Annotated in this window: 24 protein-coding genes; 14 read left to right on the top strand and 10 right to left on the bottom strand. The window is 74.0% G+C overall.

Annotated elements, in window-relative coordinates:
• Positions 1 to 197: 197 nt before the first annotated feature.
• The 3 genes from ACIF6L_RS22685 to ACIF6L_RS22675 all read left to right on the top strand — a co-directional run bounded on the left by ACIF6L_RS22685 (position 198) and on the right by ACIF6L_RS22675 (position 2,777).
• Complete coding sequence (locus ACIF6L_RS22685; RefSeq protein ID WP_396490030.1) at positions 198 to 944, top strand: cobalamin biosynthesis protein; 747 nt, start codon at positions 198 to 200, stop codon at positions 942 to 944.
• A complete protein-coding gene (gene cobC, locus ACIF6L_RS22680) occupies positions 941 to 2,002 on the top strand; it encodes an Rv2231c family pyridoxal phosphate-dependent protein CobC (protein WP_396490028.1) in 1,062 nt (353 codons plus the stop codon). The genes ACIF6L_RS22685 and cobC overlap by 4 nt, the downstream gene beginning before the upstream one ends.
• Positions 2,003 to 2,102: 100 nt before the next feature.
• Positions 2,103 to 2,777, top strand: a complete 675-nt coding sequence (locus ACIF6L_RS22675; protein WP_359834542.1) for a hypothetical protein — start codon at positions 2,103 to 2,105, stop codon at positions 2,775 to 2,777.
• 110 nt (positions 2,778 to 2,887) lie between these two features.
• Here the strand turns inward: ACIF6L_RS22675 and ACIF6L_RS22670 are convergent, their stop codons facing one another.
• The 3 genes from ACIF6L_RS22670 to nadE all read right to left on the bottom strand — a co-directional run bounded on the left by ACIF6L_RS22670 (position 2,888) and on the right by nadE (position 5,123).
• Positions 2,888 to 3,679: an MOSC domain-containing protein gene (locus ACIF6L_RS22670; RefSeq protein ID WP_396490026.1), complete on the bottom strand. Its 792-nt coding sequence runs from the start codon at positions 3,677 to 3,679 to the stop codon at positions 2,888 to 2,890.
• On the bottom strand, positions 3,676 to 4,209 hold the full coding sequence (locus ACIF6L_RS22665; protein WP_396490025.1) for a hypothetical protein: 534 nt from the start codon (positions 4,207 to 4,209) through the stop codon (positions 3,676 to 3,678). The genes ACIF6L_RS22670 and ACIF6L_RS22665 overlap by 4 nt, the downstream gene beginning before the upstream one ends.
• Before the next feature lie 83 nt (positions 4,210 to 4,292).
• Positions 4,293 to 5,123, bottom strand: a complete 831-nt coding sequence (gene nadE / locus ACIF6L_RS22660) for an ammonia-dependent NAD(+) synthetase (protein ID WP_329490068.1) — start codon at positions 5,121 to 5,123, stop codon at positions 4,293 to 4,295.
• 294 nt (positions 5,124 to 5,417) lie between these two features.
• Between nadE and ACIF6L_RS22655 the strand changes: the two genes are divergently transcribed.
• A complete protein-coding gene (locus tag ACIF6L_RS22655; RefSeq protein ID WP_396490023.1) occupies positions 5,418 to 7,262 on the top strand; it encodes a serine/threonine-protein kinase in 1,845 nt (614 codons plus the stop codon).
• A 59-nt stretch (positions 7,263 to 7,321) separates the two neighbouring features.
• Here the strand turns inward: ACIF6L_RS22655 and ACIF6L_RS22650 are convergent, their stop codons facing one another.
• The 5 genes from ACIF6L_RS22650 to ACIF6L_RS22630 all read right to left on the bottom strand — a co-directional run bounded on the left by ACIF6L_RS22650 (position 7,322) and on the right by ACIF6L_RS22630 (position 13,242).
• Positions 7,322 to 8,419 carry an LLM class flavin-dependent oxidoreductase gene (locus tag ACIF6L_RS22650; RefSeq protein WP_352288230.1) on the bottom strand — a complete coding sequence of 366 codons (1,098 nt, stop codon included), beginning with the start codon at positions 8,417 to 8,419 and terminating at the stop codon, positions 7,322 to 7,324.
• Between the two features lie 389 nt (positions 8,420 to 8,808).
• The gene (glnII, locus tag ACIF6L_RS22645) at positions 8,809 to 9,831 is read right to left on the bottom strand and encodes a glutamine synthetase (RefSeq protein WP_359804397.1); all 1,023 of its coding nucleotides are present in this window, start codon (positions 9,829 to 9,831) and stop codon (positions 8,809 to 8,811) included.
• A gap of 266 nt (positions 9,832 to 10,097) precedes the next feature.
• The gene (locus ACIF6L_RS22640) at positions 10,098 to 11,123 is read right to left on the bottom strand and encodes an SCO1860 family LAETG-anchored protein (protein WP_396490021.1); all 1,026 of its coding nucleotides are present in this window, start codon (positions 11,121 to 11,123) and stop codon (positions 10,098 to 10,100) included.
• A gap of 258 nt (positions 11,124 to 11,381) precedes the next feature.
• The gene (locus ACIF6L_RS22635; RefSeq protein WP_329490063.1) at positions 11,382 to 12,059 is read right to left on the bottom strand and encodes a uracil-DNA glycosylase; all 678 of its coding nucleotides are present in this window, start codon (positions 12,057 to 12,059) and stop codon (positions 11,382 to 11,384) included.
• Positions 12,060 to 12,150: 91 nt separating this feature from the next.
• A complete protein-coding gene (locus tag ACIF6L_RS22630; protein ID WP_396490019.1) occupies positions 12,151 to 13,242 on the bottom strand; it encodes an amidohydrolase family protein in 1,092 nt (363 codons plus the stop codon).
• A 193-nt stretch (positions 13,243 to 13,435) separates the two neighbouring features.
• Here ACIF6L_RS22630 and ACIF6L_RS22625 point away from each other — a divergent pair, with 193 nt between their 5' ends.
• Positions 13,436 to 14,563, top strand: coding sequence for a pyridoxal-phosphate-dependent aminotransferase family protein (locus tag ACIF6L_RS22625; RefSeq protein WP_396490017.1), 1,128 nt, complete (start codon positions 13,436 to 13,438; stop codon positions 14,561 to 14,563).
• 159 nt (positions 14,564 to 14,722) lie between these two features.
• Positions 14,723 to 16,327 (top strand): TauD/TfdA family dioxygenase, encoded by a 1,605-nt coding sequence (locus ACIF6L_RS22620; protein WP_396490016.1) that lies wholly within the window; start codon positions 14,723 to 14,725, stop codon positions 16,325 to 16,327.
• 48 nt (positions 16,328 to 16,375) lie between these two features.
• On the opposite strand, the gene ACIF6L_RS22615 is transcribed toward ACIF6L_RS22620, so the two are convergent.
• Positions 16,376 to 17,152, bottom strand: a complete 777-nt coding sequence (locus ACIF6L_RS22615; protein WP_396490015.1) for a GntR family transcriptional regulator — start codon at positions 17,150 to 17,152, stop codon at positions 16,376 to 16,378.
• Positions 17,153 to 17,554: 402 nt separating this feature from the next.
• On the opposite strand from ACIF6L_RS22615, the gene ACIF6L_RS22610 reads away from it, so the two are divergent.
• The 8 genes from ACIF6L_RS22610 to ACIF6L_RS22575 all read left to right on the top strand — a co-directional run bounded on the left by ACIF6L_RS22610 (position 17,555) and on the right by ACIF6L_RS22575 (position 23,867).
• A complete protein-coding gene (locus ACIF6L_RS22610) occupies positions 17,555 to 18,727 on the top strand; it encodes an ABC transporter substrate-binding protein (RefSeq protein ID WP_329490059.1) in 1,173 nt (390 codons plus the stop codon).
• Between the two features lie 39 nt (positions 18,728 to 18,766).
• Complete coding sequence (locus tag ACIF6L_RS22605) at positions 18,767 to 19,726, top strand: ABC transporter permease subunit (RefSeq protein WP_359834530.1); 960 nt, start codon at positions 18,767 to 18,769, stop codon at positions 19,724 to 19,726.
• Positions 19,714 to 20,562, top strand: coding sequence for an ABC transporter permease subunit (locus ACIF6L_RS22600; RefSeq protein WP_329490056.1), 849 nt, complete (start codon positions 19,714 to 19,716; stop codon positions 20,560 to 20,562). Before ACIF6L_RS22605 ends, ACIF6L_RS22600 begins: the two co-directional genes overlap by 13 nt.
• A 22-nt stretch (positions 20,563 to 20,584) precedes the next feature.
• Positions 20,585 to 21,670, top strand: coding sequence for an ABC transporter ATP-binding protein (locus ACIF6L_RS22595; protein ID WP_359804403.1), 1,086 nt, complete (start codon positions 20,585 to 20,587; stop codon positions 21,668 to 21,670).
• Between the two features lie 38 nt (positions 21,671 to 21,708).
• Positions 21,709 to 22,488 carry an HAD family hydrolase gene (locus tag ACIF6L_RS22590; RefSeq protein WP_396490013.1) on the top strand — a complete coding sequence of 260 codons (780 nt, stop codon included), beginning with the start codon at positions 21,709 to 21,711 and terminating at the stop codon, positions 22,486 to 22,488.
• 6 nt (positions 22,489 to 22,494) lie between these two features.
• A complete protein-coding gene (locus ACIF6L_RS22585) occupies positions 22,495 to 22,815 on the top strand; it encodes a multidrug efflux SMR transporter (RefSeq protein ID WP_329490053.1) in 321 nt (106 codons plus the stop codon).
• A gap of 131 nt (positions 22,816 to 22,946) precedes the next feature.
• Positions 22,947 to 23,177, top strand: coding sequence for a phospholipase domain-containing protein (locus ACIF6L_RS22580; RefSeq protein WP_396490011.1), 231 nt, complete (start codon positions 22,947 to 22,949; stop codon positions 23,175 to 23,177).
• Between the two features lie 39 nt (positions 23,178 to 23,216).
• Positions 23,217 to 23,867: an HAD family hydrolase gene (locus ACIF6L_RS22575; RefSeq protein WP_396490009.1), complete on the top strand. Its 651-nt coding sequence runs from the start codon at positions 23,217 to 23,219 to the stop codon at positions 23,865 to 23,867.
• A 77-nt stretch (positions 23,868 to 23,944) separates the two neighbouring features.
• On the opposite strand, the gene ACIF6L_RS22570 is transcribed toward ACIF6L_RS22575, so the two are convergent.
• Positions 23,945 to 24,622 (bottom strand): phosphonatase-like hydrolase, encoded by a 678-nt coding sequence (locus ACIF6L_RS22570; protein WP_359834519.1) that lies wholly within the window; start codon positions 24,620 to 24,622, stop codon positions 23,945 to 23,947.
• Positions 24,623 to 24,633 lie beyond the last annotated feature (11 nt).

The raw sequence follows: 24,633 nt of genomic DNA, 5'->3' as shown, positions 1-24,633 counted from the left end.
CCTCCGGCGCCCGGCGACGGAGGTCACACGGGCCCCGATTGACCCCTCCGTCGCCGCCGTGGTGGGATTTCGTCGGCCGACGAGCGGCTGCCGCAGTGCCGCCGGGGAGCGCCGGACGACCGCCGGGCGGCCTCCTGACGGCCTCCGCATGGCCTCCTGACGGCCTCCGAACGGCCTCCGGGTGAAGGGAACGCGACGTGATCGGGCTGCCGGCCCTGGACGCGGCGGGTCACGCACCCGCCGAGCAGCCGCACGCGGCGCGGCCGGACAGTTGCCCGGCCTTCCGGGCCGAGCACGGCGGCGGGGGCCCGGGCGAACTCCTGGACCGCGCGCCGGACGGCTCACCGGCCGCCGCGCGGTGCTCGGACAGCCCGGCTGACCCCGACGGCCTCGCCTCCGGTGCCCTCGTCATCGGCGCCCTCGCCCCCGACCGCCTCGCCCCCACTGCCCTCGCCCCCGACCGCCTCGCCCCCACTGCCCTCGCCCCCGGTGCCCTCGTCGTCGGTGTCGGCCTGCGCGCGGCGGCGGGTCCGTCCGACGTGACGCGGCTGATCCACCGGGCCCTGCGCGAGGCCGGATTGCCCAGCGGCTCCGTCGCCCGGCTCGCGACCCTCACCGGCAAGGGCGACCACCCCGCCGTCCGCCACGCCGCCGCCGCGCTGGGCCTCCCGGTGGACGAGCACCCGGCGGAGGCCCTCGCGGCCGTCGCCGTCCCGAACCCGTCCGTCGCCGTCGGATCGGCGGTCGGCACCCTGAGCGTGGCGGAGGCCGCCGCCCTGGCGAGCGCGCCGGGCGGCGAACTCGTCGTCCCCAAGCAGAAGTCCGCGTCGGCGACGGTGGCGGTCGCCCGGGCCGCTCGCGGTCGCCCCGGGCCTCGCGACCCGCTCGCCCGCGTCCCCGGGCCGTCCCTTCCCGTCGATGCCGTTGTTGGAGACCCCTCGTGACCACCCCCGACCATGACCTCCGCCACCACGGTGACGCGGAGGTGCGCGCCGACGGGGCCGGTCTGGTCGACCTCGCCGTCAACGTCCGCACCGGCACACCCCCGCAGTGGCTGCGTGAGCACCTCGCGGCGACGCTCGGCGAGCTCGCGGCGTACCCCGACGGCACGGCCGCCCGCGCCGCCGTCGCCGCCCGGCACGGCCGACCGGTCACGGAGACGCTGCTCACCTCGGGCGCGGCGGAGGCCTTCGTGCTGCTCGCGCGCGTCCTGACGCCACGTCACGTTGTCGTCGTACACCCGCAGTTCACCGAACCGGAGGCGGCGCTGCGGGACGCCGGGCACGCTGTGGAGCGGGTACTGCTCGTACCCTCGGACGGCTTCCGGCTCGGTGCGGTGCCGGAGGAGGCCGACCTCGTCGTCCTCGGCAACCCCACCAACCCGACCTCCGTACTGCACCCGGCAGCCGCCGTCGCCGCCCTGGCGCGCCCCGGTCGCACCCTGGTGATCGACGAGGCGTTCATGGACACCGTGCCCGGCGAGTGCGAATCCCTCGCCGCCGTCCGGGACCTGCCCGGCCGGGTGGTCGTGCTGCGCAGCCTCACCAAGACCTGGGGCCTGGCGGGCCTGCGCATCGGCTATGCGCTCGGCCCGGCCGACCTGATCACCGCGCTCGGCGCCGCCCAGCCGCTCTGGCCGGTCTCCACCCCGGCGCTGGCCGCCGCCGAGGTGTGCAGCGCACCCACGGCGCTCGCCGAGGCCGAGCAGGCCGCCCAGGACCTCGCCCTCCACCGCGACCACCTGCTCAAGGGCCTCGCCGCCTTCCCCGCCGTCCGGGTGCACGGGGAGCCGGCCGCCTCCTTCGTCCTCGTCGAACTGCCGGACGCGGCCGCCGTCCGCGCCCGGCTGCGCGAGCACGGCTTCGCCGTCCGACGGGGCGACACCTTCCCCGGGCTGGGCCCGGACTGGCTGCGGATCGCCGTCCGGGACCCTGGGACGACGGACCGTTTCCTGGACGCGCTCGGCTCGGTGCTGACGGTCCGGACCGGCACCGGCCGCTGAAACACGACCGGGACATTTCACGAACTACCCGGTGATCATGCCCGGCCTACCGTGGAGGCAGACGACAAACCGCACTGCCGGACGGAAGTTGGGACCACCCATGCGCTCGCGAATCGCCCTCACCGCTCTCGCCGTCACCGCCCTCGCGGCCGCCGCGACGGCCTGCGGCCCGGAGAACAGTGACGCACCCGCCGCCGGCGCCGCCCCGACGACCGCTCCCCCGGCCGCCTCCGCCCCCGCCGCCGCGCCGTCCGCGTCGGCCCCCGGCACACCCGCCGCGCCCGGCAAGTCCGCCGCGCCCGCCGCGTCCACCAAGCCCACGGCCACCACGCCGGCCGCGCCCGCCCCGGGCAACCCGGGCGACAAGACCGGCTACGGCCAGGCCTGCGGCACCAACGACCTCACCTTCGGGGCGAAGATGGAGACCCAGGCGGGCGGCTACATCCTGGTCACCGCCAAGGCCAAGGCCGGGATCACCTGCGTCCTGCCCGCGACGCACCCGGTCATCGCCTTCGGATCGGGCGGCATCGAGGCCCGCAACGCCGAACAGGCCGCCGGTGCGCCGATCACCCTCACCGGCAGCGCGGTCGCCTACGTGGGGATCAACCCGAAGAGCACCAACACCGACCAGAACATCGAGTTCAAGGACGTCATCATCGGCATCGCCGCCGGCGACCCGGACCCGGCGAGCATCCCCGTCGGCTCCGTCAAGGTCGACAAGCCGGTCGTCACCAACTGGCACACCAACGCCAAGGACGCCGTCCCGGGTGTCTGATCAGCCGTGATTGACGCTGTCGATCAACCCACGCCGCACCTTCACGGCGAATTCACGGCGAACCGGAGGCAGGCGCCGCCCTCGACCGGCGGCGACCGCCACCCCCGTGATCAGCAGAGACTCACCGCGTCCCCCACCCGCACCCTCCCCGGCTCCACTACCTGCGCATAGACGCCCGCGCAGGGCAGCGCCGGCATCCCCTCCAGGGGCACGACCCGGTTCTGCGCGGCGAGCACCTTCAGGGCCGCCGTGCTGCGCGGCAGCTCGCCATGCACGAGGGTCGGGACGGCGCAGCGCGGGGTCGGGGCCAGCACCCGCAACCGGAGGTCCGGGCCGATCCGCAGCTCGCGGCCGACCCAGGCGTTCTCGACGTAGCCGTCGCCCTCGGTGCGGATCACCAGGTTGGGGCGGTAGCGGGCGGCCTCGGTCGCCACGGCGTCCAGGGTGGAAGTCGTGAGCAGGTGCAGCGGGGCGAAGTCGAAGAAGCCCCCGGCGGGAGCGGCGCGGCCGATCTCGTTCTCGGTGACGGCGACCTCCCTGTCGATCCCGCGTGCCAGCACCTCCTCCGGCACGGCCCGTTCGACGGTCGCACCGGGCGGGCGCTCGCTCACCAGGGAGACCTCGCGGCCCAGCAGCGCGGACAGTTCGCCCTCGCCCACCTCCCGGCCATCCGGCCCGGTGATCACGACGCCGCCGGGGTGCAGCACGGCGGTGAACCGGAGCATCTCCGCCCAGAGCCTCGGGTTCTTGGCGCTCGCTACCCGGCCACTCGCGGCGTCGAGCAGCCCCAGCGCCCGGTCCCCGTCCAGCCCGCGCTCGGAGACGCCGGCCTCGCCCAGCTCCTCCCCCAGCAACGACTTCACCGGGTACCGCCGGATCCGCTCCACCGTCCCGATCCTCATGCCACCGCCTCCGCCCACTCCCGTAGCGCCGTGAAGTCGCCGTCTCCCAAGCCGAGTTCGGGATCGACGTGCAGGGTCAGCGCGGGCCCGGGGTGGTGCGCGGCTATCCACTCCGCGTCCTGCGGCCCCAGCTCGTCGTCCACCCAGACGAACGGGCGCCCGGCAGCCCAGGCGACCAGGTTCCTGGTCTTCCAGTGCAGCCCGTCCGGGTCCTGCTGGTGCAGCTCCGGCCAGTGGATGTACGGCAGCACGGGCAGCCCCAGCAGCGGCCCGATGAAGGTGTTCGCCTCGTCCATCCACGTGGTGGCCCACACCAGTTCGTACCGCAGCGCCAGCAGTTCGGGCCCGTGGTCCGGGTTGATCCAGATCCGCAGCGGCCGCACACGCTCGGCGGGCCGCTGCGGGAAGCGGGCGACCCAGCAGTCGGGCTTCACCCGGTGCGTCCCGTAACCGTGCGGCCGCCGGTGCCGCTTCGCGGCATAGGGGTTCAACGGCCCGTCGACATCGAGCAGGAGCAGCGGCAACGTCATACCGGGCATCCTCGCCGGAACCCCGCACCGGGACCAGGGGTTTATCGGGCGGAGCAGGCCGGCGTGGTGGGCCGTGGACCGCCTTACGGGGCGATCGGGAGGCGGCGCTTGTGGTCGGTGAGGCGGTAGCGGCGGACGATCGTCTCGAAGGTCTCCTCGGCGACCGGCTTGCCCTCCAGGAAGTCGTCGATGTCGTCGTAGGTGACACCGAGGGCGTCCTCGTCGGCCTTGCCCGGGGCGAGGGTCTCCAGGTCGGCGGTCGGGACCTTCCGGACCAGCTCGGCCGGGGCGCCCAGGGCGTCCGCGACGGCGCGCACGCGGCGCTTGGTCAGGCCGGTGAGCGGGACGAGGTCGGCCGCGCCGTCGCCGAACTTGGTGAAGAAACCGGAGACCGCCTCGGCGGCGTGGTCCGTGCCGACGACCAGGCCGTCGTGCGCGCCGGCCACCGCGTACTGGGCGATCATGCGCTGGCGGGCCTTGATGTTGCCGAGCACGAAGTCCTGGTGGCCGGCGTCGCGGAAGGCCACGTCGGCGGCCACGGCGGCGTCGAGCGCGGCGTCGCTGGCGGGCTTGATGTCGACGGTCAGCAGGTGGTCCGGCCGGATGAAGGAGAGCGCGAGCTGGGCGTCGTGCTCGTCGGCCTGGACCCCGTAGGGCAGCCGCATGGCGTAGAACCGCGCCTCGTGCCCGGCGGCCCGGGCGCGCTCGACGGCGAGCTGGCAGAGCCGGCCGGCGGTGGTGGAGTCGACACCGCCGCTGATGCCGAGCACGAGGGCGCGCAGACCGGTGGAGGTCAGCCGCTCGGCGAGGAAGGCCACCCGGCGCTCGATCTCCTTCTCGGCGTGGAAGGTCTCGGCGACCTCCAGCTCCCGGGCGATCTCCTGCTGCAGGGCGATGGACGCCGGCACGCTCACGTCTGCTCCTTGGTCGGGTTCGATGTGCTGTCGCACCCACCCTACTCAGGCCCGATGCCCGGTGGTACGGCCCGCTCGGCCGGTACCGGCGGACGGCCGGGAGGCCGCTCCCGGAGCCGGCGGCCGTGGGAGCCGCCGATTCCCGGCCCGCCCGCTGCCCGCAGGCCCGCTGACGATCCGTCGGGGGCGGTCCGTAGCATGGGCACGCGCTCGGACGGGGGCCCGGTGCCCTCTGGCAGACTGTGCGACCAGTGGGGCTGTTGGGCCGGGGCATGACAGGTGGGGGCAGAGAGCATGAGCAGCCGGGGGACGGTGCTCGGGGGGCGTTACACGCTGACCGAGCGGATCGGCGGCGGGGGCATGGGCTCCGTCTGGCGCGCCGACGACGAGGTGCTCGCGCGGCAGGTCGCCGTGAAGATCCTGCATCCGGGACTGGTCGAGGACGGCGCCTTCGTCAAGCGGTTCCGGCGCGAGGCCCAGCTGCTCGCGGCGCTGAAGCACCCCGGCATCGTAGACGTCCACGACTACGGCGAGAGCGGCGAGGACGCCGGGGACGACCGGGTCGCCTACATCGTGATGGAGCTGATCGACGGGCAGCCGCTGGACAAGGTGCTCGCCGAGAGCGGGCCGATGCCGCCCGAGCGGGCCCTGGGGCTGCTCGCCACCGCGCTGGACGCCCTGCACGCCGCCCACCGGCAGGAGATCGTGCACCGCGACGTCAAACCGTCCAATCTGATGGTCCGGTCCGAGGGCCGGGTGACGGTGACCGACTTCGGCATCGCGCGGGCGGTCGCCAGCACCCGGATCACCGCCTCCCACGCGGTGATCGGGACGGCGCTCTACATGGCCCCCGAACAGGCCGAGGGGCAGGCCATCACCCCGGCCTCGGACCTCTACTCGATCGGCGTGGTCGGCTACGAACTGCTCACCGGACAGCCGCCGTTCGTCGGCGAGAGCGTGCTGGAGGTCGCCCTCAAGCACATCCGGGAGCCCGCTCCGGAGCTGCCGGCGGCCGTTCCGGAGGCGGTGCGCGGGCTGATCGCCACCGCGCTGGCCAAGAAGCCGGAGGACCGCTTCGCCGATGCCGGCGCGATGGCCGCCGCGGCGCGGGCCGCGATCGCCGCCGCTCCCGGCGCCCCCGCGCTGCCGGCACCGCCGGTCGTTCCGGTGATGCCCGCGACGCCCGCCGGAGCCGCGGCCGACGTCGGCAAGGTGGAGTCCCGGGACGCCACCGAACCCGGCACCCGTCGGCGGCGGCGCGGCTTCCTCGTCCCCATCGTCATACCGGTGATCATCACGGCGGGCACCGCGACCGTCCTGCTGATCGACCGCACGCCCTTCACCTCCGAGGCGAAGACGCCCGGGGCGCAGCCGTCCGTCACGGTCTCCGGCCCGGCGAACCCCGGCGGCCCGGCAACGTCGGCCGAGAACGCGACGACCCCGCCGCCGACCACCCCCGCGCCGACCGGCACCCCGACCGCGCCCGGCGCCACCGCGACCCCCGGCGCCCAGCAGTCCACGCCTGCGCCGGGCGGCACCGGTGCGGCGAACGGCGGCGGCGCGACCGGAGCGGGCGGCACCCCGCGCGCGACCCAGCCGCCGGCCGGCGTCCCGGCCCCGGCGGCCGGCACGGCCGGGGCCGGGACCCAGCCCGCTCCCGGAACGCAGCCCGGCACCCAGCCCAATCCCCAGCCGGCGGCCACCAGCGCCCCGCCGCAGACGCCCGTCACGCCGCCGGGCTGCGGCGGCACCAAGTGGGGGCCGATCGTCAGCGTGGCCTCCGGCCTCAAGCTCGGCCTGTCCAAGGACACCCCGTCGGCCGGCCAGTCCGTGATCATGGGCGGCAACACCGCCTACGGCTGGGTGCGTTCGGACCCGGACCCGGGCGGCTGGTACCACCTCTACCCGTGCAACCTGAGCGGCGCGCCGCTCGTCCAGGAGACCGACGGGCGGGTGACGCTCTCGGGCGGCTTCAGCGTCCTGAGCAACTGGAAGGTGAGTGCCGGGAGCACGCCGGGCGCCTTCCGTCTCGCGGACTACATGGGCTCCGCGTGCATGACCGACAACGGCGCGGGCAACCAGGTCACCATGGTCACCTGCACCGCCGGGAACAAGTCCCAGGAGTTCAGGATCCCCTGATCGGAGCCGAAGGGGCGGCGGGCCGGTGGACCGGTGGACCTACGGAGCCGCCGCCCCGGTCACGGTCGGGTCCAGAGGTTGCGGGCGGCGAGCAGCGGCAGCACGCCCTCGCCGAACCAGTACGCCTCCTCCAGGTGCGGGATCCCGGAGAGCACGAACTCGTCGATGCCCAGCTCGTGGTACTCGGTGATGAGGTCCGCGACCTCCCGGTGGCTGCCGACCAGGGCCGTGCCCGCGCCGCCCCGCAGCAGGCCGATGCCGGCCCAGAGCCCGGGGTGGATCTCCAGCCGCTCGGCCGAGCCGCCGTGCAGCGCGAGCATCCGGCGCTGGCCCTCCGACTCGCTCTCGGCGAGGGCGCGCTGGGTCTCCCGGACGCGCGCCGGGTCCATCGACGCCAGCAGCCGCTCGGTCTCCGCCCAGGCCTGGGCGGAGGTGTCCCGGGTGATCACGTGCAGCCGGATGCCGAAGCGGACCACCCGGCCCTGGGCGGCGGCCAGTTCGCGGATCCAGGCGATCTTCTCGCGGACCTGCGCGGGCGGTTCGCCCCAGGTCAGGTAGACGTCGGCGTACCGGGCGGCGACGTCGCCCGCCGCCGGGGAGGACCCGCCGAAGTACACCGGCGGCACCTGGTCCGGGAGCCGGTTCAGGGTGGCCCGCTCGACCCGCAGATGGACGCCGTCGTGGTCGACGGTCTCCCCGGCCCAGAGCCGGCGGGTGATGGACAGGAACTCGCCCGTCCTGGCGTAACGGGCGTCCTTGTCCAGGAAGTCCCCGTACGCGCGCTGCTCGGCCGACTCCCCGCCGGTCACCACGTTGAGCAACAGCCGTCCGCCGGACTGCCGCTGGTAGCTCGCCGCCATCTGCGCGGCCAGGGTCGGACTGATCTGCCCGGGCCGGAACGCCACCAGGTACTTCAGCCGCTCGGTCACCTGGGTCAGCATCGCCGTGGTCAGCCAGGCGTCCTCGCACCACGCGCCGGTCGGGGTCAGCGCCCCCTCGAAGCCCAACTGCTCCGCGGTGCGGGCGATCTGGCCGAGGTAGGCGATGCTCGGCGGCCGGTCGGAGCCGGCCGCGCCGGGCGTCGAGCCGTGCCCGCCGCCGACGATCTGCCGGCTGTCGCCGTTGGTGGGGAGGAACCAGTGAAAGGTGAGGGACATGGACGGACACGCTCCTGGCGGTGGTTGCCGGCTGCTGGTGGACCTGGTTCGCGTCAGCGGCGACAGCCGGCCGTGCACACCCGTCCCAGGTCGACGTGCAGTCGCCGTACAGGGAGGAAGGGGGCCGGAGCGGTCATGGCCCGATTCTCCGGGACTCCCACCCCGCTGGACAAGACATCCGCGTCAGAACACCCGTGCCAGAACACCCACATCAGCCCACCGGGGCCAGAACACCGGGGCCGGAACACCCACGGAACACCCACGCCAGTACTCCCCCGCGACCGCACCGGGAAGGGCCCCCGCCGGACGGCGGACGGCGAACGGCCGCCGGGCCTCCCCTCGGCAGCGGAGGGGAGGCCCGGCGGTTGGTGCGGCAGGGGGGAGGCGGCTCAGACGAGGCCGGCCTTCTCCAGGGCGGCGCAGCAGGTGTTGACCAGGAGGCGGGTCACCACGTACGGGTCCACGTTGGCGTTCGGGCGACGGTCCTCGATGTAGCCCTTCTGGTCGACCTCGACCTGCCACGGGATACGGACCGAGGCGCCGCGGTCGGAGACGCCGTAGCTGTAGACGTTCCACGGAGCGGTCTCGTGCTTGCCGGTCAGGCGCGACTCGATGTCGGCGCCGTACTGGGTGACGTGCTCCAGGACGATCTCCTGCGAGGCGCCGAGCGACTCGCAGGCGGTGATGATCGCGTCGTAGTTCTCGCGCATCGCCTTGGTGGAGAAGTTGGTGTGCGCGCCGGCACCGTTCCAGTCGCCGCGCGCGGGCTTGGCGTCGAGGGTGGCGTCGATGCCGAACTCCTCGGCGGTGCGGTAGAGCAGGTAGCGGGCGACCCACATGTGGTCGGAGGCGGTCAGCGCGTCGACCGGGCCGATCTGGAACTCCCACTGGCCGGGCATGACCTCGGCGTTGATGCCGCAGAGCGAGAGGCCGGCGGCGAGGCAGCGGTCCATGTGCAGCTCGACGATCTCGCGGCCGAAGACCTCCTCGGCACCGACACCGCAGTAGTAGCCGCCCTGCGGGGCCGGGAAGCCGCCCTCGGGGAAGCCGAGCGGGCGGGAGCCCTTGAAGAAGGTGTACTCCTGCTCGATGCCGAAGATCGACTCCTGAGCGGCGAACTGCTCGGCGATCGGGCGCAGCAGCGCACGGGTGTTGCTCTCGTGCGGGGTGCCGTCGATCTCGTTGACCTCGCACAGGACGAGGATGTTGTCGCCGCCGCGGATCGGGTCCGGGAAGGTGGCAACCGGCTCAAGGACGCGGTCCGAGGCGTGACCCTCGGCCTGGTTGGTGGAGGAGCCGTCGAAGCCCCAGGTGGGGATCTTGTCCGCGTTGGCCAGGATCCGAGTCTTGGAGCGGAGCTTGGCGGTCGGCTTCGTGCCGTCGATCCAGATGTACTCGGCCTTGATTGCCACGGGGGTGAACCTCGCAAACTGGGTGGTGGGTGCCCGCGTAGCGTTGCAAGCCGCCGTTTCCCGGTTGTTCCTCCTATGTAACACCCAGGTGAACCAACCGTCCGCGTTGGCACGGTCACGGTGCGGGAGTGCCGTGGATGGCACCCCGCACCGATCGGCGCACCGCGACGGGTGTCCGCCCTTCACCGCGGCGGGCGTGGGCCCTTCACCGCGGCGGGCGTGGGCCCTTCACCGCGGCGGGCGTGGGCCCTTCACCGCGGCGGGTGTCAGTGCTTACGGGCGTGCGCCGCCCGGCGGCGGGTGACCCAGAGCGCGCCGCCGCCGACCGCGACCAGGGCGGCGGCTCCGGCGGCGAGCGGACCGGTCGCGTCACTGCCGCCGGTCGCGGCGAGGTTGCCGCCGGCGGCGGTGGCGGTGGCCTGCGGCCGGGCGGTTCGGCCGGGCGGCGTGGTGGTCGCGTCGACCGCGGGCTGGACGGCCGGGGCGGTGCCGGGCGCCGTCGGCGTGACCGAGGGGGTCGGCGTGACCGGTGCGGTCGGCTTCTCGCAGCTCACCGAGGCGACGGTGATCTTCCCGGTCACCTTGGCGACGTTGAGGTTGAGCGGGTTCACCTCGATCTGCACCTCCAGGGCCGAGGCGGCGGCTGTGGTCGAGGTGGTGGCCCGCTTGGAGAACTCCACCGAGACCCTGCCGACCAGCGGCACGTCCACGTCGGTCGGCCCGTACAGGCTGAGGGTGACCGGCTTGCCGAGCACGGTGAGCTTGGCGGGGGCGGTGACGTCGGCGGTGGGCGGCCCGTCGACCGGGCAGGTCACCGAGGAGCTGAGCGCCTCCAGGCCGAGCAGGGTGGTGGCCGGGAGACCGGGCGCGTGCACGTCGGCGTTGACCAGCTTGACCGAGGCGGCGGTGCCCTTGGCGTCCGACTTCACCACCGAGGTGCCGACGTCGGCCTTGACCAGGGTGACCGGGCCCTGCTGGTCGACGCCGTCGACCTTGGCCGTCAGCAGCGAGCCTTCGCGCTGGGCCGGGCTCTCGACCTTGTTGAGCGCGAGGTTCACCGGCACGTCGACCTTGCTCAACAGCTGCACGTCCAGCGCGAGTTCGGCGGTGACGGCGCGCGCCCTGCCCGCCGTGGCGGTCGGCGCGGCGGCCGCGGCGGTCGAACCGGCGGCCGCGGTGGCGGGCGCGGGAGTGGGGCCGGTCGCGTGCGCCACCGGCGTCACGACCAGCGCCGACGCCACCGCGGCGGCGACGGCGGAGCCGGCGAAGGACGTGGAACGGGAAGAAGACATGGCGGTACCCCCACAGGTGGTGATCTCGGTAGAGCGCGCCTCCGACATCACCCGCGAGGCGGGGCAAGGGGCCGGTGCTCCGTACGACGAGTCGCCAGTCTTCATCGAACAGTGCGTCACATGAGCCACACAGAACGTCATTTCACTCATTCGGGTGAGGTTGACGCCCAAAGCTGCCCGGCGAAGCACTGCGGCAGGACACCTCCGGCAGGACTCCTCCGGCAGGCCCCCTACCGCAGGAGCCCTACGGCAGGAGCCCTACGGCAGTCGCCAGTCCACCGGCTGTGCCCCCTGCCGCACCAGCAGCTCGTTGGCCCGGCTGAACGGCCGCGAGCCGAAGAAGCCGCCGTTCGCCGAGTACGGGCTCGGGTGGGCGGACTCGATCGCCGGCACCTCGCCCAGCAGCGGGCGCAGGTTGCGGGCGTCGCGCCCCCAGAGGATCGCCACCAGCGGGCCGCCGCGCGCCGCCAGGGCCTTGATCGCCTGCTCGGTGACCTCTTCCCAGCCCTTGCCGCGGTGCGCGGCGGGCTTGCGCGGGGCGGTGGTCAGGGCCCGGTTCAGCAGCAGCACGCCCTGCCGCGTCCACGGTGTGAGGTCGCCGTTGGAGGGCTGCGGCAGGCCGAGGTCGGTCCCGTACTCCTGGAAGATGTTGATCAGACTCGCCGGGATCGGCCGCACCTCGGCCCCTACCGAGAAGCTGAGCCCGACGGCGTGGCCGGGCGTCGGGTACGGATCCTGCCCGACGATCAGCACCCGCACGTCGGCGAGGGGCTGTTGGAAGGCGCGCAGGACGTTCGGCCCCGAGGGCAGGTACGTGCGGCCGGCGGCCAGCTCGGCGCGGAGGAAGTCGCCCATGGCGGCGACCCGGCCGGCGACCGGCTCCAGCGCGGTGGCCCAGCCGGGCTCGACGATCTCGTTCAGTGGACGCGGTGCCATGGTCGCCACCCTATCGGCCTACTCGGACAGGCCGTTCACCCGGATGATCACCAAAGCGACCATCGGCCGCACGGCCCCCGGGGTGGACCGCTCAGCCCACCGGCCGCCCGCGCAGCACCACCAGCCGCGGATCGGCGAGCACCCGGACGTCCGCCCGCGGGTCCTCGTCGTACACCACGAAGTCCGCCGACGCCCCCTCCTCCAGGCCCGGTCGGCCGAGCCACCGGCGCGCCCCCCAGGTGGCCGCCGACAGCGCCTCGGCGGGAGCGAGCCCGGCCTTGACCAGCTCGGCCACCTCCTCGGCGACCAGCCCGTGGGCGAGCGAACCGCCCGCGTCCGTCCCGACGAAGACCGGGATGCCCGCGTCGTGCGCGGCCCCGACGGTGTCGTAGCGGCGCTCGTGCAGCCGGCGCATGTGCGCGGACCAGGCCGGGAACTTGGCCTCGCCGCCGGCCGCGAGGGTCGGGAAGGTGGCGATGTTGACGAGGGTCGGGACGATCGCGACGCCGCGCTCGGCGAAGGCCGGGATCAGCTCCTCGGTCAGCCCGGTGGCGTGCTCGACGCAGTCGATCCCGGCCGCCAGCAGGTCCGGCAGCGAATCGGCGGCGAAGCAGTGCGCGGTGACCCGCGCGCCCTCCTCGTGCGCCGCCGCGATCGCCTCGGCCAGCGCGTCGCCGGGCCAGCAGGCGGCGAGGTCGCCGGTGCCGCGGTCGATCCAGTCACCGACCAGCTTGACCCAGCCGTCCCCGCGCCGGGCCTCGGCCCGGACGTAGGCGGCGAGGTCACCGGGCTCGATCTCGTGCGCGTAGTTGCGGATGTAGCGCCGGGTACGGGCGATGTGCCGGCCGGCCCGGATGATCCGGGGCAGGTCGTCCCGGTCGTCGATCCACCGGGTGTCGGCGGCCGAACCGGCGTCGCGGATCAGCAGGGTGCCGGCGTCCCGGTCGGTCACCGCCTGCTTCTCACTGGTCGCGGCGTCGACGGCGCCGTGCGCGTCCAGCCCGACGTGGCAGTGCGCGTCCACCAGCCCGGGCAGCACCCAGCCGGTCACCGTGCGCACGTCCGCGGCGGCCGCCGGGCGGTCGAACGCCACCCGGCCGTCCACCACCCAGAGTTCGTCCCGGACGTCCTCCGGCCCGACCAGCATCCGGCCCCTGACGTGCAGCACCGCACCATCGCTCATGCCCCGCACTCTACCGAGCGGGGTCCCGCCCGGGCAGGGCCTTCCCGGCGCGCGGGGAGGATGAGGCAGACTCGTCCCTGTCCGAACCGCCTCCCCTCCTCCGTCCCGTTCTCCGTCCCGATGCTCCGTCCCGTTCTCCGTCCCGTTCTCCGTCCCGTTCTCCGTTCCGTTCTCCGAAAGGCCGGCCGCCACCGTGAGCCCGTTCCTCGACCTTCCTCCGCTCAGCGCCGCCGACTTCGCGGCGATCGAGGACAAGGTCGCCGCGCTGCTGCACACCTCCGCCGATGTGATCGTCACCCAGGGTGAGGCGCTGCTGCCGCTGGAGGCCGCGATCCGCAGCGCCGCGCGGCCGGGCTCCACCGCGCTGAACATCGTCACCGGCCCGTACGGCCAGACCTTCGGCAACTGGCTGCGCGACTGCGGGGCGACGGTCGTGGACCTCGCGGTGCCGTTCGACACCGCCGTCACCGCCGCGCAGGTCGCCGAGGCGCTGGCGGCCCACCCGGCGATCGACTTCGTCTCGCTGGTCCACGCCGAGGCCGCCACCGGCAACACCAACCCGGTCGCCGAGATCGCCGCCGTGGTCCGCGCGCACGGTGCGCTGCTGATGGTGGACGCCGTCGCCTCGGTGGCCGCCGAACCGCTGCTCACCGATGCCTGGGGCATCGACCTCTGCGTGATCGGCGGGCAGAAGGCGATGGGCGGCCCGGCCGGGGTCTCCGCCGTCTCGGTCTCCGAGCGCGCCTGGGAGCGGATCGCCGCCAACCCGGCCGCGCCGCGCCGCTCCTACCTCTCGCTGCTGGACTGGAAGGAGCGCTGGACGGACGCCGGGCGCACCGCACTCCCGCACGCTCCGGCCCAGTTGGAGATGCTGGCGCTCGGCGCCTGCCTGGACCGGATCGCCGCGGCCGGCCTGCCCGCCGTGATCGCCCGCCACCGCGCCGCCGCCGCGGCGGTCCGGGCGGGCGTCCGCGCCCTGGGCACCGTCGCCCCGTTCGTCCCGGACGACGCCCACGCGGCGCCGGTCGCCACCACCCTGCGCACCCCCGCCGGCCGGTCCGCCGCCGGGCTCGCCGCGGATCTGCTGCGCGTCGACCCGACCCTCCCCGTCCAGCCCGGCGGCGGCGCCCTCGCCGACTCGATGCTGCGGGTCAACCACTACGGCCCGGCGGCCTCGCTCGCCACCGTCCGCGCCTTCCTGACCGCCCTGGCCACCACCCTCGGCGCCGACGGCGGGGCCGACACCGACACCGGGGCGGACGCCGGATCCGCCCTCAAGGCGGCCGACGCCGCCTGGGAGAGCGCCGTCGCCGCCGGCTGAGACCGGTCGCCCGACCACGCCGCGAACCCCTCGGGAGCTCTTGTTCCCGAGGGGTTCACCGTGTGGCCACCCAGATCTCACCGTCTCCCGGCAGGCTCCCGCACGAGGAGAAGTTGGCTATACAACTTCACCAAGCCATCTGCCGACCAGGAGAGACCCATGGCGCTCCCGACCCACCTGCCGCCGTACTGGCTGCGCGACAACTGCCCCTGCGCCGAGTGCCGGGACGGGCGCAGCGGGCAGAAGCTGTTCCAGATCACCGACCTGCCGGCCGACCTCGCCCTCGCCGCCCACGCCGAGGTCGGCGGGAACCTGGAGGTGCTCTGGTCGGACGGCCACCGGTCGCGCTACCCGCTGGAGTGGCTGGCGCGGGACGCCGACGGCGACGGGCGCACCGAGGCGGAGAAGCAGCTCTGGGTCGCGGCCGACTTCCGCCGCGGCATCCCGGAGGCGGCATGGGAGGCCTACCTGGCCGACCCGGCCGAGCAGGCGGCGGTACTCGGGGCCGTCCGGCGCTCCGGGTTCGCGGTGCTGCACGGGGTACCGGCGGTCGAACGGCAGGTACTCGCGGTGGCCCGCTCCTTCGGCCACGTCCGGGTCACCAACTACGGTGAGCTGTTCGACGTCCGGGTCGAGCCGGACCCGAACAACCTGGCCTTCACCAGCGCCGCGATCGCCCCGCACAGCGACAACCCGTACCGGGACCCGGTGCCCACCCTGCAGCTGCTGCACTGCCTGGAGAACTCCGCGACCGGTGGCGACTCCGGGCTGGTGGACGGCTTCAAGGCGGCGGCGCTGCTGCGCGAGGAGTCCCCGGCGGACTTCGTGGTGCTGACCCGTACCCCGGTCCCCTTCGTGTTCCGCGACCGCGGCACCGAACTGCGCGCCGACCGCCCGCTGATCGAGGTGGACGCGCGCGGCCGGATCCGCGAGGTGCGGTTCAACAACCGGTCGATCAGCACCCTGCGCGGGTCCGCCGAGGAGCTGGACGCCTTCTACGCGGCCTACCGCCGGTTCGCCGCGATCACCCTGCGGCCCGAGCTCCGGCTGGACTTCCGGCTCGACCGGGGCGATTGCCTGATCTTCGACAACGTCCGTCTGCTGCACGCCCGGACGGCCTTCGAGCAGGACGGCTCGCGTCACCTCCAGGGCTGCTACGCGGACCTCGACTCGCTGCACAGCACCCTCGCGGTGCTGCACCGGCGCACCGCCGCGCTGGAGACGATCGCCGCGCTGTTCGCGGGCGAGGGCGCCGGCGAGTACCTGGGCGAGGCGGTCACCATGGCCGAGCACATGCTGCAGGCCGGGGCGCTGGCGCAGGCCGCCGGGGCCGCGCCGGAGCTGGTCGCGGCCGCGCTGCTGCACGACATCGGGCACTTCTTCGACAAGCACGGCCATGGAACGTCGCACGGGCGCGACCTGATGAACGGCCAGGACAACCGGCACAGCGACACCGGCGCCGCCTGGCTGGCCCAGTGGTTCGGCCCGGAGGTCACCGAGCCGGTCCGGCTGCACGTGGCCGCCAAGCGGTACCTGTGCACGGCCGAGCCCGGCTACCGCGAGCGGCTCTCCGCGGCCTCGGAGTACACGCTCCAGGTGCAGGGCGGCCCGATGGGCGCGGAGCAGGCCGCCGCCTTCGCGGCCCTGCCCGGCGCGGCCGACGCCGTCGCCGTGCGCCGCTGGGACGAGCAGGCCAAGGACCCGGACGCCGAGACCCCGGGGTTCGAGCACTTCCGCCCGCTGCTGGCCGCCCTCATGCGCTAGGGGGAGTGGGGCGTCGGCCGGTCCGACTCCCCACTCCGGCGCCGGAGTTCAGTCACCCTCCCGGGCGTGCCGCGAAAGGGCCGAGGTGGCCAGCGAGTTGTGGATGCTGAAGGCCACCGTGCCGGGCAGGTAGCGGTCCTGGGACCACTCCACCGGCATCCCGGTCGGGTCGGTGGTCCGGCGCCGCTCGCGCAGCAGCGGGCTGCCCCGGCGGCAGCCGAGCAGCCGGGCGTCCTCCGCGTTGGCGGCGACTATGTCGATGGTGTGGTCGGCGTCCGTGAACAGGATGCCGTGCTCGCGCAGGACTTCGGTGTGCGAGACCACGTCGGCCGGCAGCTGGGCGACGATCTCGCCGACCCGGGGCGGGTAGACCGTCCGCTCCACCATCACCGCCGCGCCGGAGAGCGTGCGCAGCCGGACGGTGACGTACACCTCGGAGCCGGCCTCCAGGCGCAGCTGCTCGCGCTCGGCGGCGTCGGCCGGCCGGCGCACCAGCGAGTCCAGGATGCCGCCGGGCTCCTCGCCCATCGAGTAGGCCCAGTGCGTGAAGCTCAGCAGTTCGGAGAAGCTCTGCACCCGGGCGGTGCCCAGCACCACCCGCCGGGTGCCGCGCCGGGAGGTGACCAGGCCGTCCGAGCGCAGCACGGCGAGCGCCTGGCGGACGGTGCCGCGGGAGACCCCGTACTGCTCGGCCAGCGTGCCCTCGGCGGGCAGCCGGCCGGCCTCGCCGAACGCGCCGGTGGTGATCGCCTCGCGCAGATCGGCGGCGACCTTGCGGTAGAGCGCACCGGCGGCGCGCTCCTGGCCCGGCGCGGCAGGGGCCACGGGGGCAGCGGGGGCCGCGGGTGCCGCAGGGACCGCGGGGCGGTCGGGCTCCAGTGCCACGTCAGTCAATGTCCCTCCTGGGGCGGTGTCCTGCGCAGCCGTACCGGCCCGGACAGCCCGACTTTATCCCGCTGCGCCTTCGAAGCATCGCATTCGGTCGATCACTGACCGAGGCCCTGATTCGACCGTTCCCGTAGCCGCCCCCGGTTCTGGGCCATCCGTTCACCTTCCCGTCACCGGACTCCGGCGTACTTACCTCCGTCAGGCGAAGTTGGCTAGTCAACTCGGACGGTTCCGAACGACTGATCGCCTGGCCCGCCCTTGTGAAGAAGCACCTCTCAGCGAGACGCACCCCCGCGAAACGCACCCCTCGCAGTACGCCCCTGATCAGGAGACTGACCCGTGACCGTGCACCGTGCCCGCGCCGCCGCCTTCGCGGCCGTACTGACCGCCGCCGCGCTCTCCCTCACCGCCTGCGGCTCCGCCGGTTCGACCGCCCCGAAGTCCGGTGACGCCGCCAAGGCCGGCGCGAAGGACGCCAAGGACGCCACCTCGCTCGCCGACTTCGGCGGTCTGGACGGCCTCGTCGCCGCCGCCAAGAAGGAGGGCAAGCTGCACGTCATCACGCTGCCCAGGGACTGGGCCAACTACGGCAAGATCATGGACTCGTTCAAGGCCAAGTACGGCATCGAGATCGAGGACGAGAACCCGGACGGCTCCAGCCAGGACGAGATCAACGCGATCACCTCCCGCAAGGGCCAGGACCGCGCCCCCGACGTCGTCGACCTCGGCAGCGCGTTCGCGCTCCAGGCGGTCAAGGACGGCCTGCTCGCCCCCTACAAGGTGGCCACCTTCGACAAGGTGCCGGACACCATGAAGGACGCGAACGGCGCCGCCGTCAACGACTACGGCGGCTACGTCTCCATCGGCTGCGACGCCAAGAAGATCCCGAACTGCCCGAAGACCTTCGCGGACCTGCTCAAGCCCGAGTACAAGGGCCAGGTCGCCTTGAACGGCAACCCGACCAAGTCCGGCTCCGCGTTCGGCGGCGTCTACGCGGCCGCACTCGCCAACGGCGGTTCGCTGGACAACATCCAGCCCGGCATCGACTTCTTCGGCAAGCTGAAGGCCACGGGCAACTTCAACCCCGTCGAGTCCACCCCGGCCACCATCGAGAAGGGCGAGACCCCGATCTCGATCGACTGGTCGTACCTGAACGCCGGCTACACCGACGAGTTCAAGGAGAAGGGCGTCGACTGGAAGGTCTCCGTCCCCTCCGACGGCAGCTACGCCCAGTTCTACAACCAGGCCGTCAACAAGTGGGCCCCGCACCCGGCGGCCGCCCGCCTGTGGCAGGAGTACCTGTTCAGCGCCGAGGGCCAGAACCTCTTCCTCGGCGGCTACGCCACCCCCTCCACCTTCGAGGCCCTGAAGAAGGACGGCACCCTCGACACCGCGGCCGCCGCCAAGCTGCCCGCCGTCGAGAAGCCGTTCACCACCTTCCCGACCCAGGACCAGATCACGGCCGCCAAGAAGGTCGTCACCGAGAACTGGACCAAGGCCATCGCAGGCTGACACCCGGCCGCAGCAACCCGAAACGGGCTGATCCCACTCATGACCACGGCTCCCGCCCCGGTGCCGACCACCCCCGCCGCCACCGTTCACGGTGGCGGCGCGGGGGCGTCCGCCACCGCTCCCACCCCCACCCCCGCCCGGCCCACCCGCCGGCGCCCGCGCGGCGGATCCTGGCTCGCCACGGTGCCGCTCTTCCTCTTCTTCCTGATCGGCTTCGGCCTCCCCGCCGTCGCCATCGTGATCGGCGCGTTCACCACCTCCAGCGACGCGGAGGGCGGGGGCGGCCAGTTCACCCTCGACAACGTCAGGGACTCCGTCCAGGGCGCGTACTGGACGGCGATGCTCAGCAGCCTCAAGCTGTCCGCGCTGACCGCGCTGCTCGCCACCCTGATCGGCCTGCCGATCGCGCAGGCCGTGGTGACCTCCCGGCAGACCTGGCTGCGCCAGGCGGTGCTGACCGCCTCCGGCGTGCTCGCCAACTTCGGCGGCCTGCCGCTCGCCTTCGCGTTCGTCGCCACCCTCGGCAACGCGGGCGAGGTCACCAAGCTGCTCCACCTGACGGACCACGGCTGGTCGCTCTACTCCTTCACCGGCCTGACCATCGTCTACCTGTACTTCCTCATCCCGCTGATGGTGCTCACCATCACCCCGGCCCTGGACGGCCTCCGGGTGCAGTGGCGCGAGGCGGCCCACAACAACCGGGCCACCACCGTCCAGTACTGGCTGCACGTCGCGCTGCCGATCCTGCTGCCCTCCCTGCTGGGCGGCTTCGTGCTGCTGTTCGGCAGCGCCTTCGCCGCGTACGCCACCGCCGCGGCCATGGTCGGCGCGACCGTGCCGCTGGTCAGCCGCTCGATCGCGGACGCGCTCTCCGGCAACGTGCTGGTCGGCCAGGGCAACCTCGCGCTCGCCCTCAGCCTCAACATGATCGTGGTGGCCGTCCTGGTGATGGCCGTGTACCTCCCCCTCCAGCGCCGGAGTGCCCGATGGCTCAGCTGACCTCCGCCCGCCCCTCCTCGCCGCGCCGCAAGGTGCGCTGGTGGCGCGGTGCCGTCCTGCTGCTCGCGGGCGTCTACTTCGTCGTCCCGCTGGCCGCCGCCGGCTACTTCTCGATCGACGACCCGAAGGGCTACTCCTTCGAGGCGTACACCGGACTGCTCAGCGCCCCCGGCTTCCTGGACAGCCTCTGGCTCACCCTGGGCCTGGCCGTGGTCACCGTCCTGGTGCTGCTGCTCCTGCTGGTACCGGCGCTGATCGCGGTGCGGCTCGGCTCGCCGAGGCTGCGCCCGGTGATCGACGTGCTCTGCACCCTGCCGCTGGTCGTCCCGCCGGTCGCGCTGACCGCCGGCCTGATCGGCGTGCTGCGCTGGGGCCCGGACTACCTGATGGACACGCCGTTCTTCCAGACCTTCGTGTTCATCCAGGACCCGGACTTCCCGCTGGTGCTGGTCATCGCCTACGTGCTGATGTCGCTCCCGCTCGCCTACCGGGCGCTGGACGCCGGTCTGCGCGCGGTGGACCTGCGCACCCTGGTCGAGGCCGCCCGCAACTGCGGCGCGAGCTGGCCGCGCGCGGTGTTCACCGTGGTGCTGCCCAACCTGCGCGGCGCGCTGCTGAACGCCTCCTTCCTCACCCTGGCCCTGGTCCTCGGCGAGTTCACCGCCGCCTCGATCCTCGGCTACCAGCCCTTCCCGGTGTGGATCTACTCGGTCGGCAACAGCCAGGCCCACATGTCGGTCGCGGTCTCCATCCTGAGCCTGCTGATCACCTGGCTGCTGCTGCTCCTGCTGGCCACCGTCGGCCGCGAGCGCCGCCACAAGACCACCACTTCCTGAAGCCCCCGGAGCGATCCCCATCATGACCACGGTTACCGCCCCCGTCGCCGGCACCCACCTCGCACCCGGCGGCGCGACCGTCGAATTCCTCGGCCTCCGCCGCTCGTTCGGTGCCACCACCGCGCTGGACGGCCTCGACCTGACCGTCCGGCCCGGCGAGCTCCTCGCCCTGCTCGGCCCGTCCGGCTGCGGCAAGACGACCGCGCTGCGCATCCTGGCCGGCTTCGAGCAGCACGACTCCGGCCAGGTGCTGGTGGACGGCGAGGACATCACCCGCATCCCCGCGCACCGGCGCGACGCGGGCATGGTGTTCCAGTCCTACAGCCTGTTCCCGCACCTGACCGCCGCCGACAACGTGGCCTTCGGCATGCGGATGCGCGGCACCGGCAAGGCCGAACGCCGCAGGCGCGCCCAGGAGCTGCTGGAGCTGGTCGGTCTGCCGCAGCACGCCGACCGCTACCCGCACCAGATGTCCGGCGGCCAGCAGCAGCGCATCGCGCTCGCCCGCGCGCTCGCCCTGCGGCCGCGCGTGCTGCTGCTCGACGAGCCGCTCTCCGCCCTGGACGCCAAGGTCCGCCTCTCGCTGCGCGAGGAGATCCGCCGCCTCCAGCAGGAGCTGGGGATCACCACCCTGTTCGTCACCCACGACCAGGAGGAGGCGCTCTCGATGGCCGACCGGGTCGCGGTGCTGCGCGCGGGCCGGCTGGAGCAGTGCGCCACACCGTCCGAGCTGTACGCCCGCCCGGCCACCGCCTTCGTCGCCGAGTTCGTCGGCACCATGAGCCGCATCCCCTGCACCCGCACCGCCGACGGCGTCGAGGTGCTCGGCCGCCGCCACGCGGTGGACGGGGCCGCGCCGGCGGACGGCTCGCTCGACGTGCTGGTCCGGCCGGAGAACGTGTCGCTGGTCCCGGCCCCGAACGGCCAGGCGCTGGTGGTCTCCGCGTCCTTCCTGGGCGCCGTCACCCGCCTCACCGTCCGGCTCGACGACGGCACCGAGGTCAAGGCCGACCTGCCGACCGACGCCGCCGCCCTCCTGCCGGTCGGCTCGCGCGCCGCGCTGTCGCTGCCGGAGCGCCCGGTCCTGGTCGACCGTCGTACGGTCTGACCTGTCCGCTCGTCCGACGAACCACCGAAGGTACCGCCATGCCTGATACCGCTCAGCCCGATTCCGCACAGCCGGGTTCCGCACTGCCCGATTCCGCACAGCCCGACACCGCGAAGGCCGACCCCACGAAGGCCGACCCGGCGAAGCCCGGGTCCGCCGCGCCCGCCGCCGTCCTGTTCGACATGGACGGCACCCTCGTCGACACCGAGCACCTCTGGTGGCAGGCCGCCGCCGAACTCGCCGACGAGCTGCGCCATCCGCTCACCGACCAGGACGCGCCCGAGGTGCTCGGCCAGGCCATCGAGCACACCGCCGCCCATCTGCACCGGGTCAGCGGCACCAGCCTCAGCGAGGCCGAACTCGCCGACCGCCTCGGCGAGTCCTTCGCCGGCAAGGTCGCCGCGCAGACCGTCCCGCGGCCGGGGGCGCTCGCCCTGCTCGCCGAGCTCCGGGACGCCCGGGTGCCCACCGCGCTGGTGTCGGCCTCCCCGCGCCGGGTGGTCGACCTCGTGCTGTCCACCATCGGCCGCGACTGGTTCGCCGTGACGCTGGCCGCCGAGGACACCCCGCGCACCAAGCCCGCGCCCGACCCCTACCTCGCCGCCGCCGAGCGGCTGGGCCTCGACCCGACGGACTGCGTGGCCGTCGAGGACACCCCGACCGGCGTCGCCTCGGCCGCCGCCGCGGGCTGCGCGGTGCTCGCCGTCCCCTCGACCGCCACGCCCATCCCCCGGGGATCGCGCGTCACCCTGCTGGACAGCCTGGTGAACGCCGACCTCGCGCTGCTGGGGAAGCTCGGCGCCGCACCCGCGGTGTGACCGGCCATGCCCTATCTCCTGCTCGCCCTCGCCATCGTCAGTGAGGTCTGCGCCACCAGCGCCCTCAAGCTCACCGAGGGCTTCACCCGCCTCTGGCCGAGCCTCGGCGTCGCCGTCGGCTACGTGCTCTCCTTCGCCCTGCTCGGCAGGGCCCTGAAGCACATACCGGTCTCGGTCGCCTACGCCGTCTGGTCCGGCGCCGGTACGGCCGCCGTGGCGGGCATCGGCGTGATCGCCTTCGGCGAGTCGCTGGGCCGGCTCCAGTGGCTCGGCCTGGCCCTGATCATCGTCGGCGTGGTGGTGCTCAACCTGAAGGGCACCCACTGAGCCGCCCGCCCGCCCCGCGCGCACGGCGGCGGGGCGGGCGCCGTGGCTCTTCGCCGTAGCCGCGACGCGTGTGCCGGGCGCGCCGGATGCGACTCCCCCGCCCGTCAACGGCCAGCAATCAACGGCGAGTTGTGCCCCTTCCCGACAGCGTCCACCCCGACACCGTGTACGCCTTCGCCGGCCCGCCCTCCACCGTCGCCCCCGGCGCCACCCGTACCCGCACCTGGAGCGCCGCCGCCACCGACGGCCGGTACGACTTCACCGTCCACGGCCCCGACGGCTTCGTCCGCCGCCACGACCTCGCCGTCACCGCACCCACCGGCACCCGCTTCACCCAGCGCTACGCGGGCACCCTGCACTGACCCGCCCCCCCGGGCGAAGGCGCCCCCTATCCTGCGGGGATGATCAAGCCGATAGAACTGGTGATTTTCGACTGCGACGGCGTGCTGGTCGACAGCGAGCGCATCGCGGCCCGCGTCCAGGTCGCCCTGGGCGCGGAGCTGGGCTGGCCGCTCACCGAGGCGGAGGTGGTCGAGCGGTTCATCGGGCGCTCCCACGCCTCGATCGGCGAGCAGGTCGCCGCCCGGCTCGGGGAGGCCACCGCGGCGCTCTGGAGCAGTCGTTTCGAGCAGCTCCACCGCGAGCAGGTGGACGCCGGGCTGGCCCCGGTCGACGGGCTCCCCGAGGCGCTGGCCGCCCTCACCCTGCCGACCTGCGTCGCCTCCAGCGGCTCGCACGAGAAGATGCGTCACACCCTGGGCCGCACCGGCCTCTACGAGCACTTCGCGGGCCGGATCTTCAGTGCCACCGAGGTCGACCGCGGCAAGCCCGCGCCGGACCTCTTCCTGCACGCCGCCCGGCGGTCGGGCGTCGACCCGGCCGCCTGCGCGGTGGTCGAGGACAGCCGCCCCGGTGTCGAGGCCGCCCGCGCCGCCGGCATGCGCGCCTTCGGCTACGCCGGCGGCCTGACCCCCGCCGAGCGGCTCGCGGGTCCCGGCACCGTCGTCTTCCACGACATGCGCGAACTGCCCGGCCTGCTCGCCGCCCCCTGAGCCCGGGCCGACCGCGGGATCACCCCGAGGAGAAGCCGGCCGGGCGGGTCGGCGCACCCCGCCCGGCCGTCGCACGCTCAGCCCGCGAGGACGCCCGGTAGGTCGGCGATCGACTTCAGGACGTGCGTCGCGCCGTCGGCCCGCAGCCGGGCCTCGTCGTGGGCCCCGGTCAGCACACCGGCCACCACCGAGGCGCCGGCCCGGGTGCCGGTCAGCATGTCGTAGCCGGTGTCCCCGGCGACGGCCATCTGGCGGACGGAGTCCGTGGAGGTCCGCAGCAGGGCGGTGAGCGCCAGGTCCGGGTACGGGCGGCCGCGGCCGGCCTCGGCCGGGCAGAGGGTGAGGTCGGCGATCGACTCCCAGCCGAGTGCCCGCAGGATCCGGTCCTGGGTGGCCCGGGAGAAGCCGGTGGTGAGGACCACCTTGCGGCCCTGGCCCCGGAGTTCGGCGATGGCCTCGGCCGCGCCCGGCAGCGCGGCGCAGTGCCCCGCGTCGACGAGGTCGTGGTAGGCGGCCTCGAAGGCGGTGTTGGCGGCCTGCGCGTTCTCCTCCGCGCCGAACAGGTGGCGGAAGACGGAGATCTTGGACTCGCCCATGGTGAGCCGGACGTGCTGCAGCATGCGGGCGTGCTCGGGGCTGCCGGCCTCGACGCCGAGCGAACCGGCGGCGGCCCGGAAGGCCTGCTCGACCAGGCCGTCGTCGGCGACGGTGGTGCCGGCCATGTCGAGGACGACCAGGCGGATGTCAGCGGACATGTTCACATTCC

Origin of the sequence: Kitasatospora sp. NPDC086009 (assembly GCF_044540385.1) — a bacterium.
In the GTDB taxonomy this organism is placed as follows: domain Bacteria; phylum Actinomycetota; class Actinomycetes; order Streptomycetales; family Streptomycetaceae; genus Kitasatospora.
The sequence above is the reverse complement of the archived record's forward strand: the minus strand, read 5'-3'. Positions and strand labels throughout refer to the sequence as shown.

What these genes read in the sequence shown, in the direction of transcription:
- ACIF6L_RS22675 (WP_359834542.1), top strand. Translation starts at nt 2,103, where the DNA reads ATGCGCTCGCGAATCGCCCTCACCGCTCTCGCCGTCACCGCCCTCGCG.
- ACIF6L_RS22670 (WP_396490026.1), bottom strand. Translation starts at nt 3,679, where the DNA reads ATGAGGATCGGGACGGTGGAGCGGATCCGGCGGTACCCGGTGAAGTCG.
- ACIF6L_RS22665 (WP_396490025.1), bottom strand. Translation starts at nt 4,209, where the DNA reads ATGACGTTGCCGCTGCTCCTGCTCGATGTCGACGGGCCGTTGAACCCC.
- ACIF6L_RS22655 (WP_396490023.1), top strand. Translation starts at nt 5,418, where the DNA reads ATGAGCAGCCGGGGGACGGTGCTCGGGGGGCGTTACACGCTGACCGAG.
- ACIF6L_RS22650 (WP_352288230.1), bottom strand. Translation starts at nt 8,419, where the DNA reads ATGTCCCTCACCTTTCACTGGTTCCTCCCCACCAACGGCGACAGCCGG.
- ACIF6L_RS22640 (WP_396490021.1), bottom strand. Translation starts at nt 11,123, where the DNA reads ATGTCTTCTTCCCGTTCCACGTCCTTCGCCGGCTCCGCCGTCGCCGCC.
- ACIF6L_RS22635 (WP_329490063.1), bottom strand. Translation starts at nt 12,059, where the DNA reads ATGGCACCGCGTCCACTGAACGAGATCGTCGAGCCCGGCTGGGCCACC.
- ACIF6L_RS22630 (WP_396490019.1), bottom strand. Translation starts at nt 13,242, where the DNA reads ATGAGCGATGGTGCGGTGCTGCACGTCAGGGGCCGGATGCTGGTCGGG.
- ACIF6L_RS22620 (WP_396490016.1), top strand. Translation starts at nt 14,723, where the DNA reads ATGGCGCTCCCGACCCACCTGCCGCCGTACTGGCTGCGCGACAACTGC.
- ACIF6L_RS22605 (WP_359834530.1), top strand. Translation starts at nt 18,767, where the DNA reads ATGACCACGGCTCCCGCCCCGGTGCCGACCACCCCCGCCGCCACCGTT.
- ACIF6L_RS22600 (WP_329490056.1), top strand. Translation starts at nt 19,714, where the DNA reads ATGGCTCAGCTGACCTCCGCCCGCCCCTCCTCGCCGCGCCGCAAGGTG.
- ACIF6L_RS22595 (WP_359804403.1), top strand. Translation starts at nt 20,585, where the DNA reads ATGACCACGGTTACCGCCCCCGTCGCCGGCACCCACCTCGCACCCGGC.
- ACIF6L_RS22590 (WP_396490013.1), top strand. Translation starts at nt 21,709, where the DNA reads ATGCCTGATACCGCTCAGCCCGATTCCGCACAGCCGGGTTCCGCACTG.
- ACIF6L_RS22585 (WP_329490053.1), top strand. Translation starts at nt 22,495, where the DNA reads ATGCCCTATCTCCTGCTCGCCCTCGCCATCGTCAGTGAGGTCTGCGCC.
- ACIF6L_RS22575 (WP_396490009.1), top strand. Translation starts at nt 23,217, where the DNA reads ATGATCAAGCCGATAGAACTGGTGATTTTCGACTGCGACGGCGTGCTG.
- ACIF6L_RS22570 (WP_359834519.1), bottom strand. Translation starts at nt 24,622, where the DNA reads ATGTCCGCTGACATCCGCCTGGTCGTCCTCGACATGGCCGGCACCACC.